Here is a 21,186-nt window from a genome sequence, read left to right on the forward strand (position 1 = left end):
GGAGGGAGCCGAGAGCCCAGAAGAAGCGACCGAAAAACTTCAGCTACCTCACCGTTCCGCGAGCGGAATACAAGGAATCACCGCATCGCGGGAAATCCCGAGCTTTGGCTTAAAACAGTGCCATTCGGGTCGGTCCCGGAAAACGAACATTCGGGTATCAGCTACGGCGTTGTGCGCCGTGCAAAGCGTGGCGCTTCTTATCGGGTGAAAGTCCCGTTGTGATTAACCCCTAACCAGAAATCACTATCGAGTGCTGCAGTTTGGCTAGCTAACCCATTGGAAATTCGCGGGAGGCACCGCGTGAACAACATGAACCCGGAAGCTGTACAAGCAGCGGACGGATGGGGGAACAGTCCGATTGAAGCGTACACAGAGAACCATGCAGACCGCAGGGAGTTTCGCAGATTCCCCAAGATTGATACAGCTCCGTCAGAGTGCGATGAGGAAGCCGACCTGCTAACGTTACAGGGAAGGCAATATCGTTCCGTGCGTCATGGTAAGTGCGGACCGGTTCCTCCGGAGTCGAAGTAGATCGTGGTATGTATGGAGAGAAGCGAGAAAGATGAAGGAGACCTCACCGGATAACGAGAGTTTCCCACCACGAACACGGGAGGCCTCCAGCCCAGCCGAGTGCGGATCTGATCCGCGCTCGGACGACACCGATCAACTCAAGGAAGACGGTGCCGAAGGGTCGGAGGAGTCAGATCCGTCCATAGTAGTCAGAAGCGGTAGGACCGACCACACGGCGAAGGGACGGGCAGGATGGCAATGCAGCCAGAGCACTCACGCGAGGGGAAAGAACGTTCCCAAACAAAGCGTGTTCCGCTCCTTGGCAGCCCTGAACCAGAAAGCTGTTGGAACCCCGGGGCATCGCTTCAGGGATCTCTATCGGCTGCTCAACCTGCAGGCTCTCTACGAGAGTTTCGGAAGCTTGAAGAAGAATGCCGCGCCCGGAGTGGACGGCATGACTTGGACGGCTTACGAAGCAAACCTAGACGAGAACTTGCAGGGCTTGTTGGAGCGTCTCAAAGCCAAGCGCTACCGGGCGCCGCATGTGAAACGCTGCTACCTCCCCAAAGGAAACGGGAAACTGCGACCTCTGGGACTTCCAACTCTGGAAGACAAAATCGTCCAACATGCCGCCAGCCGGATATTGGAAAGCATGTTGGAGCAACGAATCGACGACGGAGCCTTCACTGGCCTGATCCGAAAATGGCTCAAGGCCGGAGTGATGGAACCGCAGGGCGATTGCCCGGAAATCCTCTAACGGCTAAGATCTTTGGGGATTTGAGAGAATCCTAGACATTAGCCCCCGTTTTTGCAGGATCAGAGTGCCATGGAAGCACTGATGACCAAACCCGCCCTCGTTGTCGACGATCTCGTCCTGCGCACCGCCACGGAAGAAGCCTAGATCGACGCTCTCCGCCAGGCCCTCAACCAAGGCCACTATCTCAAGGCCGGGCGTCCTGCGGGACACGTCCTCTGGCAGGGAATCTACCGCACCGACTCCGAGGCGGACTGCCCCGGACTCGTCGCCGTCCTCTGCTGGGGCGGAGCTGCCAAGCGACTCAAGGAGCGCGACAGGCACATCGGCTGGGACTCCGTCACCTGCGCAAACCGCCTCAAACTCATCGTCCAACTCCGGCGTTTCTACATCATCGAGCATGCCCGCCGCCCCAATCTCGCCAGCCAGTGCCTCGCCCTTTCCCTGCGCACCCTTGGTGACGAGTTCGAGGCCCGCCACGGCTTCGCGCCGCTACTGGCGGAAAGTTTTCACGATCCCGACGAGCACACCGGCACCCTCTATAAAGCCACCAACTGGACCCCGCTGGGTTTCACCAAAGGTTTCAAAAGACACCGCCGCGATTTCTATCAGGACACCGGAAAACCCAAACACCTCTGGATCCGGCCCTTGAAAAAGGACGCCCTCACCCTGCTCTCGCGTCCCGGCCTCCTTCCGCCCGCCCATCAGGCCGCCATCGCCGATGGCGATACCGCCGGAGCCCGCTGCGCCCTGAAATGCCCCGAGCTGCGCACCCTTCGCCACGCCCTGCTGGGCCTCACCGACACCCGCACCCCCAAAGCCATCCGCCATCCCTTCAGCGCCATGCTCACCCTCATCGTTTACGGTCTCATCTGCGGCGCCCAGGACGTCAAAGCCATTTGGCAGAAATGCGCCCCCCTCGATCATTACCAACGCCGCGCCATCGGCCTGACCCGGCGCAACAAGAAAACCGGCCTCCTGACCATGCCCGGCTACGGCGCGCTCAACGACATCGTCAACCGCATCGATCCCGTCGAACTCGCCCGCGCCCTCAACGCCTGGCTGGTGGAAAACAGCGATCTTCTGCCCAAAACCCTCGCCCTCGATGGCAAAAGCATCGGAGCCAAAGGTCGGCTCGGCGGCATCGTCACCCTCTGCTTCCACGCCACCGGCCAGCCCCTCGCCCAGCGCACCTACAGCGGCAAGAAGGACGACTGCGAACTGCCCGTTGCCCAGCGTCTCCTCGACAAGGACGCCGCGAGCCAACTCCAGGGAGCGCTGGTGACAGGCGATGCCCTCGACGCCCAAAAAAAACGGCCTTCATCATCAACGGCCACGGCGGCGACTACCTGTTAGGAGTCAAAGACAACCAGCCCACCCTGCACCAACTCGCGCAAAATTGCCTCTCCGCCGCTGTTCCTGACGAATGGGTCAGTGAATGGGAAAAAGATCACGGAAGAGTCGAGCGCCGCCACCTCGCCCGAGTCGATCTCGATTGGGACATCAGCCTCTTTCCCGGGGCGCGTCAGCTTATCAGAAGCACCCGCGAATGGATCGAAGCGAAAAGCGATGAATGCAAAAGCGAGACCCGCTACTTCATCACGAGTCTCGAGCGTGAGGAGAAGAGCGCCGCGCTTCTCGCACAAGCCATTCGCGGCCACTGGTCAGTGGAAAACAAGAACCACTGGAAGCGCGACACCAGCCTGTGGAAAGAAGACGCCTCGCGTCCGCGCAAGAAAGCAAGCGGAGGCCAAGTCCTCGCCCTACTGAGGGGAGCCATTTTGCGACTGCATGACCTCGAAGCATTCGCGAGCCTCAACGCCGGCTTCCACCACCACAGCGCCAAACCCTGGCTCGCCCTGCGCCTCCTCAAAAATCCCCCACCACAAATCAATTAACCAGACAACCGCCCCACGCTCTTCGTCTCATTGCGAGATTTAGATTTGACGCTATAGACAGGAACCGCTTCTTTCTATTGCGCCATCTGAAAATGCCAAATTAATCGCAGACCTATGAATAAGACATCCCCAACCATCCTTACCGCCCTAGCAATCAGCTCCGCAGCTCTCGTTGGCTCGGTCGGCGCGGCCAGCATTAGCACCTGGACTGTCGCCCGTGACAACACCGCTCCTTCTGTTAACACCGGCCTGAACACCTCCAGCCCGACCTTCGGCAACGGCACCGCTTCGAATGCCGATAACATGTTCGTCGTCGGCCAATTTGGTGAAGTCGTATCGCTGGCCGTCGGCCAAACGCTGAACGTAACATTCGACATCACCCTTACCGGGGGCGTATCCACCAATCCCAATCAGTACCGCTTCGTCGTTGGAGACTACGGAGTAACCGCCGACGAAAGTTGGGTCGGTGGGTGGAATTTCGTTACCGACCAAGGCCTCTACAGGGGGCGTACGAACGGCAATATCCAAAGCACGAGTAATAACGCCTTAAATCTCTCAGCAACGACGGCCACCTCTGGAATTTTCGACGGAGATTCGATCGCTGCCTATACCTTCACGTTTTCGATCACACGTGATTCCGCCACCACCGTGGATCTCTTCGGTAGTCTCGTGGGTGGTGATGGCCCATTCAGTCTCACCTACACCAAGGAAAACCAGGGCACATCCTTGTTCGGCTACACCGGAGTGGGGCTCCTTTTCGGGGACCCCGCTGATTTGGATCAAGCTTCCATTTCCACTGCGCAGTTCACCGTGGTTCCAGAACCCTCCTCGACTACATTTCTCGGTTTGACCATTGGAATGAGTCTGATCTTCTTCCGCCGCCGGGCGTAAATCATGGGTTCCCCCCACCCCAAAGGCATCTGAATTTGAATCGGCAGGGCCGACCAACCGCAGATGGACAGATTGAGCGCAGGTGAAGACAAAGGATCTTCTTCGTGAGAATCCCCTTGGGGTTTTTCAGGAAGCGAAACTTAAGATTCCATCATCTGTTAATCAATCTGCGCTCCTTCCATCAATCTGCGGTTGAAGATTTCTAAAATTGTTACCCAGCAAGCCCCAAGCCCTTTTCATCATCTCCCTCGCCCCCTTCCCGTTTTCCAGCCCTAACGGAGCCAAGAGCGAAGAACCCTACTTCCCGATTCCAGCTGAATCTACTGTCCAATCGGCTGCAGCATGCGTGAAAGCGCAAACCCTACTCACCGAAGTCTTAAAGCAACATAGAAAATGCAAATAAGCATCTCCATCATCCCGATAGCCACCCTACTATTGGGCGTTTCCGCAGCCGAGACTCTCTCACCCGCCCTTGAAGTCGTCCGATGCGGCACTGTGCCGATCATCGATGCCGCGAGCTTCTCAGCAATCGGTGCCAGCGGATCGAACAATATCAACGGACCCAGTTGCGTTCGGATTCCTAGCTGGGTTGCCCCCGCAGACCGAGCCGATCCCACCGCCATTTATTATCTCTACTTTGCTAATCACGCCGACGACGAGATCCGGATGGCGTGGGCAGTCAACATCAAGGGCCCCTGGACTCTTTTCAATATGGGGACCAACGACGACCCGAGGGTCGCTGGCGATGGAGTGCTCGATCTTGGACCAACTGATGCCATCGGATTCACCGGGGGAGCCAGCGTATTCGGCCACATCGCCTCCCCCGATGTGGAAATCGATGAGGTGAACCAGCAGTTCGTCATGTTCTTCCATGGCCCAGCCAATGGAACCTCTCCAGATGCCGGGGATTTTGACACCAACACGCAGAAGACCCTCGTGGCAACGTCCTCGACAGGCCTAAACTTCAATCTCCCGACTGGAGTCGGAACCGGCGGGGTCGGTGGTGGCGAAACCGGCCACGGCGTGCGTAACGCGATCTTGGGCAACGCCTACTTCCGGACCTTCCGCTACGACGGCGAGCTGTATGCCTTCTCTAACAACGGCCCGATTTGGAAAGCTCCCAACGCCGCCGTGCCATGGCAGACTTCCGATCCCCGCGCGGATGCCTGGGACCAGCAGGCGCAGAACGTAAACCCAATCTTCGACGACCTGAGTGCCAACTACACTGCCAACCCAGGCGTCGCACCCCGCTATAACGCGGGCAATCCAACGACAAACACCGGCGCCCCTCGCCATTTCGCCACCCTGCTGCAGGACGACAACCAAACCCTCGAGGTGTGGTACACCTGCAAGGGCGAGCAACCGGAACGCATCTTCCGAACCACCATGGACCTCAGCCAGGGCAGCTGGGCGGCTGACACTTGGACGACCGTGGTGAGCGACCCCAGCACCATTCACGACCTCATGCTACTCCCCGAGCTCAACTGGGAAGGAGCAAACCGCCCCTTGGCCATTTCACTGAACGGAAGCCAGGTCAATGTCAACCAGCTGCGCGATCCAGACCTTTTCCGAGACGATGACGGGAAAGTCTACCTCTTCTACTCGGGTGAGGGTGAAGAAGCGATCGGCCTCGCCGAAGTGCTAACTACCGAGGCTAACGATACCACCGCTCCGACCATCGCCTCATCCGATATCGTCGATGACAAGGCCGGTGCAACCGTGGAGAGTAATCTCACCGTCACCTACACCGTGACATTTAGCGAAGACATCGACGAGAGCACCGTGGATGCGTCTGACTTCGACAATGCCAACCCATCAACCCCCATCATCATTGGTTCGATCACCGAGCCATCACCCGGAGAGTTCAGGGTCGAAGTCACGCCCACGACCACCGGAACCCTCCGACTCCGTATCCCGACCACCGCCAGCATCGCGGATCCCTCAGGCAACCTCCTCGACAACGACCCGGCAATCCTCGACGACACGACCCTTGACGTTGTCGAGGGGCTGAATGGAACAATCAGTAAATGGAATATTGCACGTGACAGTCCCGCAGGTTCCGTAAACACGGACCTAAACACCTCCAGCCCAACCTTTGGCGACGGCAGCACCGACAATGTCAACGAAGCCTTCGTCACAGGTGAATTTGGCGAGACCGTATCGCTGGCCGTTGGCGAAACACTGAGAGTATCATTGGGTATCACCTTCACTGGTGGTTCATCTATCAATCCCAATCAGTACCGCTTCGTCGTGGGAGACTATGGAACGACCGCCGACCAGAGTTGGGTCGGTGGCTGGAATTTTGTGCCTGATCAAAACCTTTATCAGGCGCGCACGAACGGTAATGTGCAAAGCACCAATCCAAACGCCCAAAGTCTCGTAGCAACGGCGGTCACCTCTGGAACTTTCAACGCAGACTCGACCGCTGCGTATGCCTACACGTTTTCGATCACCCGCGATTCCGCAACCACCGTAGATCTCAGTGGTAGGCTCGTAGGTGGCGATGGAACCTTCGATCTCACCTACACCAAGGAAAATCAAGCAACGAGCTTGTTCGATTACAACGGCATGGGAATTCTTTTCGGCGGCTTCTCTGAATTGGATCAAGCCACCGTCTCCAATGCACAATATAGCGTGCTTCCTTCGGCCGGGCCCTCGGATTACGTGACTTGGAACACGGTGGAATACCCCGGAGCAGACCTGAGCGATCCGAACGGTGATTTCGACAAAGACGGCTTTAGCAACGATTCCGAGCGCCTCTTTGCTCTAGATCCGACCAGTGGCTCTTCGGTGAGTCCGATTTCGATTCCGCTCGATCCCAATTCCGGCACCCTGACCTACACCCGCCGCAACCCAGGTCTGACCGGGGCTACGTACAGCTACCAATATTCGACCACACTCGGGAGCTGGCAAGATTTTACCCCAGCGAGCGAAATAGCGACTGATGCCAGCCCAGTGGAAAGCGTAACGATCACCGTACCCGCCGAACAGCTCAGCAACCCCGAGCTTTTCATCCGCGTCAGTGCCACCGAAGCAGACTGACCGCGATTTTTGATCCGGCAGCTCATCCTGAAGACCAAGGAGGTTCTTAAAGACATGACCTGGGATAAGGTCATGCCAGGTTGAGCTCTCGGAGTCGTCTGAGTAGCACGATGCGGCCTATTTCCTAGGGATTCGCTAGCAATTGCCCGATTCGTTCGCGCAACAGATGCGTGTATCTTAGTGCCGAAATTGCGGGCTCCGCCGTCTAATACGGGCAATAGGCCTCACGCTCCAATTGATTTGTAGCCGCGTGTGGCTGCATCTTTCTGTCAAAGTGTTCAACGGCTGATCAACGGATTCGGAACTCAAAGCGCCCCCCCCCTTCCAGAGTCGCCGATAGCAGAAACAGAAACGAAAACAGCAGCTTTATCCATTCCCAAATCCCCATCAGCTAACCTAGAGTTTATCCAGCCTAATTCAGCGGCGACCACGCATGCGGTCCGACGAACGACGGGCAACACTCATAGGGAAGGGAAAGAATTGAATCCACGAATGGGTAACCTTCATCCGGCTTCCGCATCCACGAAGGACCCTCCGAGTAAAGCAGGGAGCCCCACTTTCCGTCCCGTCGAATGAGCAGCTCAGTGCTACCCACCACCAATCAACATCCTCCCAATTCATGACAAACCAAAACCCATCGAAACAAGCAAACTTCATGGCGTCAGCGATGGTCGCCGTCTCCCTAATTGTCTGCCCGTCGGGCATCGCCTCCGCACAGTCGCAAGAGACCGCACAAGCCGATACTATCGCCATGGTCGATTTTGGTCAAAGCAAGGGTGAAATTCGGGCCCTCAACGGTGCCAATTTGGGGCCACCGCTAGCGGTGCAAGCAAGTGGGCTGAATCTGAACGAGCCGTATAAGGCGCTAAAAATCCCTTACGCTCGTCTGCACGATGTGCCGCTGGATAATCCCGGTATGCGCTTGGTGGATATTCAGCACATCTTCGGCAACTGGGAGGCAGATGCCTCGGACCCTAAGAATTATTACTTTGATCAAACTGATGACTACATCCGCAACTGCATCGAGAATGGCACGGATATTATTTTTCGGCTTGGGACAAGTATCGAGCACTCTATTAATAACTACTATTCGCATCCGCCGAAGGATTTCGAAAAGTGGACGGAGATCTGTCTGAATATTATCCGCCACTACAATGAAGGCTGGGCGAACGGGCATCGCTGGAACATTCGCTATTGGGAAATTTGGAATGAACCCAACGTTAAGCGCAAAATGTGGACCGGAACAATGGCAGATTACTATCGCCTCTATGTTACCTCAGCAAAGCGGATTAAAAGCGAATTTCCGGATCTAAAGGTAGGTGGGCCGGCCTTTGCCGGCCTTAGCGAGAAAATGGTCGTGCCGTTTATCAAGCACTGCCGGGAGCATGAAGCTCCGCTTGATTTTCTCTCTTGGCATTTCTATGGAATCAGCACGAAGGCCATCATATCGCAGCCCGGCCAGGCCCGTAAGTGGCTGGACAAAGAAGGATTTCACGATACGGAGCTACACCTTAACGAGTGGCACTATTTTCCTGCGAATTTCAACAAACTCAATAGTGACCAAAAATACCGGAGGAACGTATTTGAAGGGCCAGATGGCTGCAATGGCATCGATGCGGCGGCCTTCATTACTGCTGTGCTCACAGGGTGGCAGGATACGCCATTGACCATGGGTAACTACTACACTGCTACAGGTATCTGGGGGTTTGGGTTGTTTCATGTAAATGACGGCCTCCCCTACAAGACCTACCATGGTATGTTAGCCTTTGCGAAGATGCTTGACCATCCGCTCCGCGTGGAAGCTGGCTCTACTGATGCTTCCATCAAAATATTGGCTGGGGAAAATGCTTCTGGAGCAAAAGCCGTTCTTGTTACAGCGTTTAAATCAAACGCTGGACGAATCGTTCTCGACCTCAAGGGCGTGCAGGGCAAGGATCTTAAAGTCCTAAAGCTGGATCGGGAAAATGATTTAGTCCCGATTCAAGCAGAGTATAAAGGTGGCCGTGTTATCCTTGATAAGCCGGTAGGTTCATGTGTTTTCCTTGTCACGGTTCTCTAAGTTCTATCTGCTTCGATTTCATACGTGATCTCTGCACGAACAGGTTTGCCTAATACTCACAAAAAGTGCATCTGCCATCGAGCCTGCGAAGTCTTTTAAAGATTTTGTAAGAATTTCATTTTCCACGATGTATTAGGAGTTTCCTGAAGTAGCGAAAGTTGGTCGATCCATACTCGGGGAGATCATGTTATGAAATTGAGTATAGTCACCACGATAAGCGCAGTAGTTTGTCTTACCTGCCTCAGCGCGTTTGGAAGCGAAAGGCAGAGTTCCGGTGCCGCAGTGAAAAAGACCTATCTTTCGGAGATAAGGGATCAGTTAAAGGTGAAATGGCCGTCGAATCGTACGATAAATATCGTATGTCACGGTCACAGTGTTCCCGCTGGCTATTTCAAAACACCAGTCGTGGATACATTCAGTGCGTATCCCCACCTTTTACACAGGCAGCTCAAGAAGCGTTACCCATTTTCCGTGATCAATGTGATTGTGACCAGCATTGGCGGTGAAACCTCTGATAGAGGAGCAGGAAGGTTTGAAAAAGACGTTCTCTCTCTCAAACCTGATATCGTTACCATTGATTACGCCCTGAACGACCGCCGAATCGGTCTTAAAAAGGCAAAAGAGTCCTGGGAGGAAATGATTAAATCGGCCAAGGATCAAGGCGTGAAAATCATACTATTGACTCCCACTGGTGATACCAGATCTGAGCTAGATCAACCCAGTGACCCATTGAACCAGCACGCAGAGCAAATTCGCCAGCTTTCAAAGGATTACCACGTAGCACTTGCTGATAGCCTAGCTGCCTTCAAGGCTTATGACCGTGGGAAGGGTCAGCTCAAAGACTTGATGTCACAAGCGAATCATCCGAATCGTGCAGGTCATGACCTTGTAGTAGAAGAACTTTTGCAATGGTTCCCAGAAAATCAACACCCGAAAAAATGATAGCACTTCGGTTTCTCAAAGTTTTTCTCATTCTTGTTACTCTTAATTCTTGGGGGATCGCAGACGTAGAGGACAGGCCCAATTTTGTCATCATCATGGCGGATGATATGGGTTTCTCAGAACTGGGCTGCTACGGTTCTGAAATCAAAACGCCCGCCATTGATAAGCTCGCTAGCGAAGGGGTCCGCTTTTCCCAGTTCTACAACTCTAACCGCTGCGGACCTAGCCGTGCCTCTTTAATGACCGGATGTTACCCTTGGAGGGTGGGACAACCTCCAGGGGCAAACACTTTCGCAAATCTGGACAAAAATAGCGTGACCCTCATGGAGTTGCTCAAGGAGGCCGGCTATGAAACGTGCGGTGTCGGCAGGTTAGATATGGTGACTTCTGAGAACTGGCACTCTCCTTCCAATAGTGCCAAAGTGCTAGATTGGTCATTTGGTGTAATGAGCGGTGGCCCCGGAGACTACTTCAAAAAGGCGGCTAAATCACCTTGGGTGAAAAACGGCAAAAAATGGGAAAGACCTGAAGGCGAGTATTCCACCGATCTCATTACAGACTTTGTAAGTGAGTTCATTAAATCTACCGCCAATCGCTCAAAACCATTCTGCCTTTATATATCCCACTTTGCGCCTCACTGGCCCCTTCAAGCACACGAAGAAACAGTGCGCCCCTACCTAGATCTCTATAAAGCGAAGCCAATTCAGTCTCTCATGCAAGAGCGCCTTGAGAAACAAATACAACTGGGGCTAATTCCGCCGGGCACACAAATCCCCGAATCTTCTCTCACTGCGAAACCAGCTGCCAAAGGCTATCTGGCACTAGAAAGACTGGCCATCAATGCCGCTATGATCGAGAGCATCGATAAGAGTGTCGCCAAGACAATCGAAGCCCTAGAGGCGGCTGGGAAACTAGATAATACGCTGATACTTGTTTTGTCTGACAATGGTGCGAGTGATCACATGCATCATGATCATGGAAAACAAGTTCCGGAAGGAGTTAGACCTGGAAGCACTCATTCCTTTATCAATCAAGGGCCTTCCGTCGCCGCACTTGGGAACATTCCTTTTAGAAATTACAAAGCAACAGACTATGAAGGTGGTATTGCCTCACCCTTGATTGCCCGGTGGCCGGCTGGCATTTCTAGCCCAGGGAGGATAAGTAACCACATAGCCCACATTTCAGATATCTTACCGACTTGCCTAGAGCTTGCTGGCATTTCTCACTCCACGAAATTTCAAGAGCGAGAGGTCATTGCTTATACAGGAAGTAGCCTTGTTCCGGCCTTAAATGACAAGCAGCAGACCACCGAAAGAATTTTGGCATTTGCTACAGCCATACGAGATGGAGACTGGAAATTGATCATAAGGGAAGACGGCGAACATGAATTGTATGACCTTAGTAAGGATCGTAACGAATCAATAAACCTTGCCGGGGAATATCCCGAAATAGTCCAAAAGATGAATAAGCGGCACAAAGAACTATTTACGAAAACAAATAATCAAAAGTGATAAATATATGAAAATATTCGAAATAAAAGAGATGAGAAAATCGACACTTACGTTGTTGTGCAGATCGATAGTTGGCGTGGTAGCTTTGATGTCTACCGGACTGAGTGCAGAATCGTTTACGATTGATTTTTCAGAGTCTCGAGGGAAAATAAAGCCATTAAACGGCGTGAACGGAGGTCCACACGTTTTGGAAGATCACGTTTCTGCTATGATACAACGCCATAAAGAGGCGGGCTTTGCGATCACTCGCACCCATGATGCTCGCTGGCCGACACCCGATGTCGTCGATATTCATACCATTTTCCCGCTTTTTCATTTAGATGCAGACGATCCGAAGAATTACTACTTCGATAAAACAGATGATTACATCGCGGCGATTGTAAACAATGGATCAGATGTCTTGTTCCGATTTGGTGAAAGTATTGAGCATACAACCGCCTACTTCATTCACCCCCCAAGTGATTTTGATAAATGGGTCAAAATTTGTGTCAATATACTGCGTCATTATAACGAAGGGTGGGCTGATGGTTTCAATTACAATATTAAGCATGTTGAAATATGGAATGAGCCCTCGCACATCGGCCCCATGTGGAGAGGCACCCAAGAGCAATATTTTGAATTATATAAGAAAGCATCCATTGGGATTAAAGCGGCTTTCCCGGATGTTAAGATCTCTGGATTAGTAGACAATCCCGGAAGAGCATGGGAAAAACCGTTTTTGGAATTTTGCAAAAGCAATAATCTGCCGTTCGACTTTTACTCCTATCATATATATACTGATAATGTGATAAAGCTGAGAGATGGTGCGATCACTGCACGTAAGCTCCTAGATTCATTCGGCTTCACCGAAACTGAAATTCACATGACCGAATGGAAATGCAGTAACGCGGATTTCAAAATACTTCGCTCCCGTGATCCAGAACGCTTCCCGGAGAAAGCAGCCAGTTATTTGAAAATGTCCACCGGTCCCGCTGTTTCATCGATGATCGGATCCACACTCATGATTCTACAGGATACCCCTATCGACATGGCTTACTACTACACTGCGGATACATCACTGTGGGGCATGTTTGACCGCGTTGGAAATCCTTATTCGAGCTACTATGCATTCCTCGCCTGGAGAGAAATGCTAAACACGCCAAACCGAGTCACCATAGAAGGCTCAATGCCGAGTGAAATGCAGCAGATCATAGCGGGTGCCTCCGATGATGAGAAAACGTTTTCCTTCATGATTAGTAATTACAAAGGAAAACAATCGGAAGCCTCTGTGATACTTGAGAACTTGCCTCTCACAGGTGAAGCGACTGTCGAGCGATACTTGGTAGACGGCACGCATGATTTTGAACTCGTTTCTTCCTCTACCATTTCCACTCCCAATCCAGAGATAAAAATGGACCTCGCACCCAATTCACTGTGGCTCGTGAAGGTTAACGTAACGCCCTCCGCTGCGACTAAAGCCTCTGACGAATGACTTCATTAGATCTATCTGTGGGCAGCCCATAAATTCCCGATTGCCCAAATTTAAAATTGGCTCTAATTTCACTCAAGCTTCCTGAACCAACGCCATGAAATCAATATTCATTCTTCCTGTCATCACGCTGATCGCCACTGGATTCCTTATCAGCGGACTTCATGGGAAAATCGACCGGTTGGCAGAGGTGAATGAAATCCTTTCCAAGCGGATTGAGGTGACCAAAAGCAATTCCGTCTCCACTTGGGAAAGCCCGGGACGAGGGCGCGGCGACGTCCCTGGGAAAAGGATAGGCTGGAAGGAAATGCTTTCGCTTGCAGGTGCAGACCCGGCCAATAGAACGGGAGGCGACATCGGGAGAGCTGCAGCATTTGAGAAACGTCTGTTGGAAATGAACAGAGAGGAAATGATCGGCATTCTTGATGAGATCGACAACCCTTATCTTACGGATGCCCAGCGCGACATCCTCTTTGCCATGGTTGTTATGCCATTTGCCCTAAAGGAACCAGATCTGATACTCACCCGTTTCCCCGACCGCCTGCGTGACTTGACTCCGAACACAGTCTCGTGGTTGAGCGCTGCCTTTGGCAACTGGGGAGCGAAGGACGGCCCTGCTGCCGCCGAGTGGTTGGACAAGCAGGTCGGGTCGGGGGTGTTTATGACCAAGGGTCTCGATGAGCGGAATCCACTACTGGCCATCTATGAAGCCAGTCTGCTAGACTCGTTGCTTGGTAGTCATGCGGATCTTGCCGAACTTAGGATTGGTAAGATGCCGGTATCGGAGCGGCGGGATATACTCCGGCGCGCGGCCTGGGGTGTGGAGAAAAGCAAGCAAGCTTCCCTTGTTGAACTTGCCCGTAGGCAGCTTGATGAAATAGATGTGAGAAACGTCCTGGGAAGCAGTGCGGCAGCTCTTGCCGCGGCAACAGATGGCAGTGGCCTCAGTCTGGTGGATGAATACCTTGAGCGTATTCCCACGACAGAGGCGGAGCGCGATGAGTTATGGAGAACATCGGCGTCCTCATTTCTAATGAGAGAAAGCGAACCTAGCCTTGAGGATGTGGGGACTGTAAGGGACTGGCTGGATGAGAGGTCCTCCGAATCGGCCAGTCAGATCATCGGCGATACGCTAGGGGATATGGCAAACGCGAATTCGAGAACAGGATACAAGACTCACGCGGAGGTATTACTACGTTTCCACGCGGAAAATGGTGGTGATGATCTTCTGCTAGGTTTTTTGAATAAGGCCACGATTTACAATAACAAAGAACAAGCTCGAATCATTGCCGAAAAGATTTCGGATCCTGCAAAACGTGCTGCAGCACTCCAACGCATCAGATGAAATTCTCCCTTAAGATCTCCGTCAGCATCTCCGCTCTTATCCTGATTGTCGGGATCTCCCTGCGCTCAGTGCTTGAGAAGCGCCTTCGGGAGGCGTCCGAGGTGAACGCAAAGCTTGTGGCGGAAGCCACCTCCCTTGGCATTTCATCCGACGTATCAAATCCCGATGACGCCGTCCTGATACCTAGGCGCCCGAGAGCCGCCACCAAACTTCAATCCGTGGCATTGGCGAATGAGATCATCGCCTTCCGAGTAGAGGTTGATCAGGGTGGAGAGGTCAGCGAGGAGGAAAAACGAAAACGCTACGCTGCTTTTGTGGAAAGCGCGTCCTTACTGAATGCAACGCAGCTGAGAGCCCTCATCGAGGAGTTCCGGCATAGCACCGAGCTGAGCGACAGCGCGCGCACCACCCTGATTTTTTTGACAATGGGCATCCTGACCGCGGACCACCCTGCGATGGCAGTGAGGGTGCTGACCGGGGAGCTTGGCGCTAAAGTTCGCAGTGTAAGTATCGAATCCATGCTGGCCGACTCCATGGCGAGCTGGGGAAGGAAAGATCCTACGGCAGCCATGGAATGGGTAAGGGAGAATGCCGCGAAGTTCCCGGATCTGGTGACGGACGAGATCAAGGCAGAATTGGTGAAAGGCGCAGGAGAGAAGAGCATAGCCCTGGCCATGGGACTGATCTCCGAGCTTGGTTTCAAGAATCCTGAGGATGCTCTGAAGCAACTCGCAAGCACTTCTGAAAGCCCAGCTGAAAGGAAGGAATTTGTTAACCAGCTGCGGGCGTTTATAGAGAAATCAGAGAGCGTAGAGACGCAGAAAGCAGCTCAACGTTCACTCCAATCGCTTGCTGGTGGGATCACGGAGGATGGATTCGAGGCCGGAAGTGCTTGGATTGAGGAAAACCTTCTTCCCAATGAAATGTCAGAGCTCGCTAGGTATATTGGCTTCGAATCAAACAACAGAGCTGAGAGAAGGCAATGGATCGACTGGATGGCGAAGAATCTGCCCAACCAGGGCAGCAATCCACGTTTTTCAGAGATGGTCGGCGACTGGACGAGAGTGGACTACGTGGCCGCTGGCGAGTGGCTGGTATCCCAACCTGCCGGGAATACCAAGAACCTCGCGATTTCCGCTTACGCGACGGAGGTTGCGCCCTATGATCCGCAGGCAGCGGTGGATTGGGCGCTCACCATGCCCGCAGGACAAGCCCGCCAAGAAGTCTTTTCAACCATCCTCAAAAAGTGGCCGAAGGAAGACTCGCAACAGATCGCTGAACGCAAAGTTTTCGCTGAGAAATACGGGATCAAGTAGTCCCAACTCAGTTAATGAAATTCACCTGATAAGGGAGAAGAGGCATAACGTTTTCGCGACGCGTTTCCGTCTCAGCCCGAGCACCAGGGTTTCATTGAAATATTGAGGAGAATTTATTTTTATGATTAACAAGACAAAATACCTAATTTCCCATCTCTTCCTCGTGCCAGTCCTGGCGCTTGCTGGCGAGCGACCCAATATCGTATGGATTACCTGCGAAGATATCAGTCCTTATCTCGGTTGCTACGAGTGCCCCGAGGCGCAGACACCCAACTTGGACAAACTGGCGGAACGCGGAGTGCGGTATACGAATGCCTACGCCAACTCACCGGTTTGTGCCGTGGCGCGCTCCACGCTGCTAACCGGCATGTATGCAAGCACCACCGGATCCCATCAGATGCGGTGCGACACTCAATTGCCTGCCTCTATTCCCGCCTACCCCAAGCTCCTGAGGCAGGCTGGCTATTATTGTACCAATAATTCGAAGAAGGACTACAACTCAAACTTCGAAAAGGATTCCACACTCTGGGACGAATCCAGTGGCAAAGCCCATTGGAAGAACAGGGAGGAAGGGCAGCCGTTTTTTGCAGTTTTCAATCTGACAACAACGCATGAGAGCCAGCTCAACCAAGGGCGTATCGGGAAGTATGTGCAGAATAAGCAAATTCCCTCCAAGTCGCGTATTGATCCGAAGGATATCAAGCTTCCTCCCTATCATCCTGACCTACTTGAGATACGTAAGGACTGGGCACGGCTGCATGATCTAGTCACCTATATGGATCAGCAGGTGGGAGAAAAGCTCCGTGAGCTAGAAGATGCGGGACTAGCCGATAATACGATTGTATTCTTCTATTCTGACCACGGTGGGATGCTTAGCCGATCTAAGCGATTCATCTACTCCGGGGGTACCCAAGTGCCATTGATCGTGCATTTCCCGAAAAAATGGCAAGACCTTGCCCCTGCGAAGGACGGTGAGACCTGCGACCGGCTGGTCAGCTTTGTGGATTTCCCGAAGACACTACTTTCCCTAGCGGAAGCCGAGGTGCCACCGATCATGCAAGGCAGCATCTTTCTAGGCAACCATGCCGAGCCAGCACCCCAATACGTGCACTTCACGCGCGACCGCATGGGCACCCGGCCCGACTTCAGCCGGGCCGTGACCGACGGTCGCCACTACTTGATCCGAAACTTCATGCCACACCGGCCGCTTGGGCGTGCCGACCGTTATGGCTTCCAGACACAGGCGAACTGGCGGGCCTGGGAGAACTATTTCGAAGCAGGAAAATGCGATCCTGTGCAGTCACAGTTTTTCCAACCCAAGGCACTCATCGAGCTTTTCGACACTCAAACCGACCCATGGCAAGTGACAAACCTCGCAGGAGAGCCTACGCAGCAGCCACGCATCGAGGCAATGTCGCGCGAGCTTGACCGCTGGATGATCGAAACACGCGACACCGGACTGATACCCGAACCATTGGTTCCTGAACTCATCGGCCCGGGCAGCACATCGGAGACGCTCTACGAATACGCACAGAGCGATCAATACCCCGTGGAGGAATTGCTTCGGATCTCGAAGGAAACCGCGCTGGGTGATCGCGGAAAACTCTCGGACTACATTGCGTTTACCGAGCATGCTCATCCAGTCGCCCGCTACCGCGGAGCCTACGCCTTGTTTCTCGTGCGGAGCCATGACGCTGCGGTCCAAAAAACGCTCAAGCAAATGATCGCCAAAGATCCCATGTCTGCAAACCGCGTCATAGCAGCCCAAGCCCTCGGGCGCTGTGGTGATCCTGAGACCGCCTACGCAGCCTTGCTCAAAGAGATGGACGCAACCCCCGACGGTTTTGGAACGCTCTATGCCCTCAACGCCCTACAATACGCCCATCTCGCCGACCGTTTGACACGCGCCGACTTCAAGAGGCTCTTGTCAAAAAAATACAGCAAGACTGCTGATTCCAACGGCGTATCAATGGCCGCTCGGCTCATTAGAGACACCATGAACTACCTGCCCAAGCAGCGCCCCGTGGATTGAATGAACCACCATGAAACCTGTATTACAGGATTCGGCGAAATCGCAGCAATCATCCCCGCCCTCCGATCCGAACCGGCGGCTGACTCAGAGACCACAACGAAAGCAACTTCCTAGGACTGTGGAGGCTCAACGAGGACATCTGAAAGATTCAGGACGGGGAAGATTCCTGCGGCAAACGGACTTTCCCCTATTGCTGCCGATTCGATGCAGAAACGCCAGAGGACGCTGCGCTCAATGGTGCTGGCGCCGCCCAAAACTCAGCTCCGCAAAAAAAATCAAACTTTTCGTGATTCTGAGCCGTCAATCTGCCCTTAGTCTGTAGTGGCGCATTCCTCTCCAGAGTCGATCAACGAAGATGCGGAAGCAGCGGAAGCGGCTTTCGTCTCGCAGATGAATGGGCTCCAGGGCACCCTGCTCACCTACGTCAACACCTTACTTCCGGGGGAACCCGAGGTTGCCGACATCGTCCAAAACACGAATGTCATCCTTTGGAAGAAGCGCGCGGACTTCGAGCCGGGCAGCAATTTCCGCGCGTGGGCCTTCTCCGTCGCCTACTGGGAGGTGCGCACTTGGTTGACCAATCGCCGCCGTAAGTCATGGCTCGTGTTCGATGAGGACCTCGTGACCGCGATCACCGAGCGCTTCATGGCCCGCGAGCATTCGCACGGCCCGCGAGCTTTGGATTCCTTTGACGCACTCCGGCACTGCCTCGCCAAGCTGCCCGATGCCGACCGCCTTGTCCTGCTGAACCACTATCAGCACGGCAAGTCCCTTGAGGAATGCAGCCGGGTGTTCGGACGCAGTCAGGATGCCTTGCGGATGGCTGTCTTTCGCCTGCGTGCCGGTCTCCGGCGCTGCATCAATTCTAAAATCGCACTGGAAAGGGTTCACTCATGAAGCCGCGCGATCAAGAACTTCTTTTACAACGCTTCGTCGATGGTGACCTCGATGAGGGTGCCTGCCTCGAGGTCGTGGCTCTCATCAATTCCGACCCTGCAATCTTCGATATCTACTGCGACTATGCGGAGATCGATGCCGGAATGCGCTACCTGACTTGTGGCCCGGCCAATGCCCTAGGACAGCAGACAGCCCTGACCGAAGAATCGCGCCAAAACACCCTCAAGCGGGCCAAGGCATCGGCACTCCTCGCTGCGGCTGCGGCGATCGTCGTCCTCTCGGCCATCCTTTATTTGAGGTTGGTGGCGGAACCTCCCCCCGTGCTGACCTTCCGCACCAGCCCGGATACCCGCCTCGCCATCACCCACATCATCGAGGGCGAGAAGTCGCCAGATCCCAACACCCTTGCCGTTGGCTCTCGGATGATGGTGAAACAGGGCTGCGTGGAGTTCACGTTCGAGTCTGGAGTGAGTTGCATTGTCCAAGGGCCGGCCGATCTGACTCTGCTTGAGGAAAACAGCGTCCGCCTCGACCGCGGAACCTCCTGGTTTCGCGTTCCAAAGGAGGCGATCGGATTTGAGGTCCGCACGCCGGAAATGAAAGTGGTCGATCTCGGAACCGAGTTTGGCATCATTTCCGAACCCGGTGAAAGCGACGAAGCTCATGTAATGAAAGGCAAGATCGCTCTCACCGCCCTGCTCGGCCGCAAAGAGGAGGCTCTATTAGAATCCGGGCAGGCCCGAACGGCCAATTTCGTGGGTCGGCTCGACAAAATCGAGGCCAGACCCGAAGCCTTCCTGACGGAACTTCCCTCAAACCTTCCTTCGATCAGCATCTCTTTCGATTCTCGATCTGGAAGCAGATTGGCGGTCACGGGCACGCATCCGGACGCGGCCTCCATCAAGGCGCGCCTGATATCAAGCAAGCCCGCCTCCGGTGTCATACCGGGCGTTGTCGGCAACGCCATTTCCTTGAACGGAGAGGGTGACTGGATCAAGACGGATTGGCCGGGTTTCTCGGGAGATACCCCGCGTAGCGTGGCGTTCTGGTTCAGGATCCCGCAGGGAGCTCATTCGGGGACCGATTTCCCGGCCGTCGTCGGCTGGGGCTCACGCGAAAATCGGTCCAACGGGAAATGGAAAATCTGGCTTACCCGGAACCACGGGGACGGAGAACTTCTGCCGGGTATTTCCTTCGGAGCGGACGACTACTACTGCGAGACCCCGGTCGATGACGGGCACTGGCATCACCTTGTCGCGATCTTCAACGGCCCAGCACTCGCCGACGGGTCACCGGAGTGTTCGCTTTACCTTAATGGCAATAGAAAGCCCCTTGTGCACCACTTCGGTCCAGAAGGACCGCCCGAAAGTCGGGAAGTGCAGACCGTGACCACCGGTCCAAAAGCCCACCCGATGTCCATCGGCTTTGGTCTCAGCCCCAAGCTGCCGACCCTTCAGGCCGACTTGGATGAGCTTCAGCTCTTTGAAGGTGCCATCCCTGAACAGACCATCCTAGAACACTATCAAAGACGCAGTGTGCGCTGAACACCGCAACCTCAAATCCCATCCAACTACGACCGTCGGCCTTCATGAACCGATTTCTGAAAAACCAAATCTCCTAGCAAATCTCGGTCGCATCCCGCGATCCCTTGAATACAACCCCAATAAACATCAATCAGACATCATGAAATCAATACACATTCCCCTAGTTGCCCTTCTTCTTTCACCCACCCTTCCCGCCGCCTCGATCGTGTGGGGATCCGCTCAAAATGTCACCGGCGCAGTGGGCGAAATCTCCACGAACGGAACTTCCTTGGGAGCTTGGAACGTGAGTAACCTGACTGGCGCCGCCACGGAGATCAACGGTGTCTCTTTCGAAAAATGGACGCCGTCTAACTGGACAGGTGGGACGGCCACCGCACTGGATCAGACTGGCACCACTAGCCCATCCACGACTGGCGACGCCGCCTATGACGACCTCCTGAGAACCGCGCGTGTTGCTCAAGGAGGTTCGGCCGCCAACCCGTCCGAAACGGGCTACATTCAACTTGATTCACTCGTGACTCTCGTGCCCGGACAAGCCTACGAAATTCAGATCTGGTTCAATGATCAAAAAACTCCTAACCAGGATCGGGTAATCACATACGGCTCGGCCAGCGGCACACTCACGCTCGATACCGTTGGGGGCACCGTTACCGGAAACCCTGGTCCTGGAGCGTCCACCGTTGCCCTGGAAGCTGATCCCAACAACACCGCCGGCCCGTCAGATACCGTGTTCGGTCAATACGCCATCGGCACCTTCACTGCGGATTCGGATGCGTTCTATCTTCTTGCGCAGGGCACGCACCCCACCCCTGAATCGAATCTCAGACCCCACCTCAACGGCATGCAGATCCGCACGATTCCCGAACCCTCGGCAGTCCTCCTTTCGATGTTTGCCTGCGGTCTCACCATGATTCGCCGCCGTCGATAGGCGAAAATGCCAATACTTGCTGAATCTCATTCAAGAGGGCGGTGCCGTA

At 54.0% G+C, this 21,186-nt stretch carries 15 protein-coding genes and 1 pseudogene; all 16 read left to right on the plus strand.

Annotation, left to right across the window (positions count from 1 at the left end; all coding sequences use genetic code 11):
- Positions 1-817 precede the first annotated feature (817 nt).
- Positions 818-1,267, plus strand: coding sequence for a reverse transcriptase (locus WBG04_RS06955; protein ID WP_424313661.1), 450 nt, complete (start codon positions 818-820; stop codon positions 1,265-1,267).
- A 321-nt stretch (positions 1,268-1,588) separates the two neighbouring features.
- A pseudogene (locus WBG04_RS06960) lies at positions 1,589-1,789 on the plus strand (hypothetical protein); the annotation flags it as partial.
- A gap of 123 nt (positions 1,790-1,912) precedes the next feature.
- Entirely contained in the window at positions 1,913-2,620 is a 708-nt protein-coding gene (locus tag WBG04_RS06965) for a transposase family protein (protein ID WP_424313662.1), read from the plus strand.
- Positions 2,614-3,162: an ISAs1 family transposase gene (locus tag WBG04_RS06970; protein WP_424313683.1), complete on the plus strand. Its 549-nt coding sequence runs from the start codon at positions 2,614-2,616 to the stop codon at positions 3,160-3,162. The genes WBG04_RS06965 and WBG04_RS06970 overlap by 7 nt, the downstream gene beginning before the upstream one ends.
- A gap of 114 nt (positions 3,163-3,276) precedes the next feature.
- Positions 3,277-4,053, plus strand: coding sequence for a hypothetical protein (locus tag WBG04_RS06975; RefSeq protein ID WP_424313663.1), 777 nt, complete (start codon positions 3,277-3,279; stop codon positions 4,051-4,053).
- A gap of 393 nt (positions 4,054-4,446) precedes the next feature.
- Positions 4,447-7,095 (plus strand): hypothetical protein, encoded by a 2,649-nt coding sequence (locus WBG04_RS06980; protein ID WP_424313664.1) that lies wholly within the window; start codon positions 4,447-4,449, stop codon positions 7,093-7,095.
- A 619-nt stretch (positions 7,096-7,714) separates the two neighbouring features.
- The gene (locus WBG04_RS06985; RefSeq protein ID WP_424313665.1) at positions 7,715-9,154 is read left to right on the plus strand and encodes a GH39 family glycosyl hydrolase; all 1,440 of its coding nucleotides are present in this window, start codon (positions 7,715-7,717) and stop codon (positions 9,152-9,154) included.
- Between the two features lie 282 nt (positions 9,155-9,436).
- Positions 9,437-10,096 (plus strand): SGNH/GDSL hydrolase family protein, encoded by a 660-nt coding sequence (locus WBG04_RS06990; RefSeq protein WP_424313666.1) that lies wholly within the window; start codon positions 9,437-9,439, stop codon positions 10,094-10,096.
- A complete protein-coding gene (locus WBG04_RS06995) occupies positions 10,063-11,607 on the plus strand; it encodes a sulfatase-like hydrolase/transferase (protein ID WP_424313667.1) in 1,545 nt (514 codons plus the stop codon). Before WBG04_RS06990 ends, WBG04_RS06995 begins: the two co-directional genes overlap by 34 nt.
- 7 nt (positions 11,608-11,614) lie before the next feature.
- The gene (locus tag WBG04_RS07000; protein WP_424313668.1) at positions 11,615-13,078 is read left to right on the plus strand and encodes a GH39 family glycosyl hydrolase; all 1,464 of its coding nucleotides are present in this window, start codon (positions 11,615-11,617) and stop codon (positions 13,076-13,078) included.
- Positions 13,079-13,172: 94 nt separating this feature from the next.
- The gene (locus tag WBG04_RS07005; RefSeq protein WP_424313669.1) at positions 13,173-14,420 is read left to right on the plus strand and encodes a hypothetical protein; all 1,248 of its coding nucleotides are present in this window, start codon (positions 13,173-13,175) and stop codon (positions 14,418-14,420) included.
- Positions 14,421-14,638: 218 nt separating this feature from the next.
- Complete coding sequence (locus WBG04_RS07010) at positions 14,639-15,736, plus strand: hypothetical protein (protein ID WP_424313670.1); 1,098 nt, start codon at positions 14,639-14,641, stop codon at positions 15,734-15,736.
- Between the two features lie 121 nt (positions 15,737-15,857).
- Positions 15,858-17,768: a sulfatase-like hydrolase/transferase gene (locus WBG04_RS07015; RefSeq protein ID WP_424313671.1), complete on the plus strand. Its 1,911-nt coding sequence runs from the start codon at positions 15,858-15,860 to the stop codon at positions 17,766-17,768.
- A 321-nt stretch (positions 17,769-18,089) separates the two neighbouring features.
- The gene (locus WBG04_RS07020; RefSeq protein ID WP_424313672.1) at positions 18,090-18,665 is read left to right on the plus strand and encodes a sigma-70 family RNA polymerase sigma factor; all 576 of its coding nucleotides are present in this window, start codon (positions 18,090-18,092) and stop codon (positions 18,663-18,665) included.
- A complete protein-coding gene (locus WBG04_RS07025) occupies positions 18,662-20,209 on the plus strand; it encodes a LamG-like jellyroll fold domain-containing protein (protein ID WP_424313673.1) in 1,548 nt (515 codons plus the stop codon). Before WBG04_RS07020 ends, WBG04_RS07025 begins: the two co-directional genes overlap by 4 nt.
- A gap of 139 nt (positions 20,210-20,348) precedes the next feature.
- Positions 20,349-21,137, plus strand: a complete 789-nt coding sequence (locus WBG04_RS07030; RefSeq protein ID WP_424313674.1) for a PEP-CTERM sorting domain-containing protein — start codon at positions 20,349-20,351, stop codon at positions 21,135-21,137.
- The last annotated feature ends 49 nt before the right edge of the window (positions 21,138-21,186 follow it).

This window comes from Haloferula sp. (assembly GCF_049672945.1).
GTDB lineage: Bacteria > Verrucomicrobiota > Verrucomicrobiia > Verrucomicrobiales > Akkermansiaceae > Haloferula.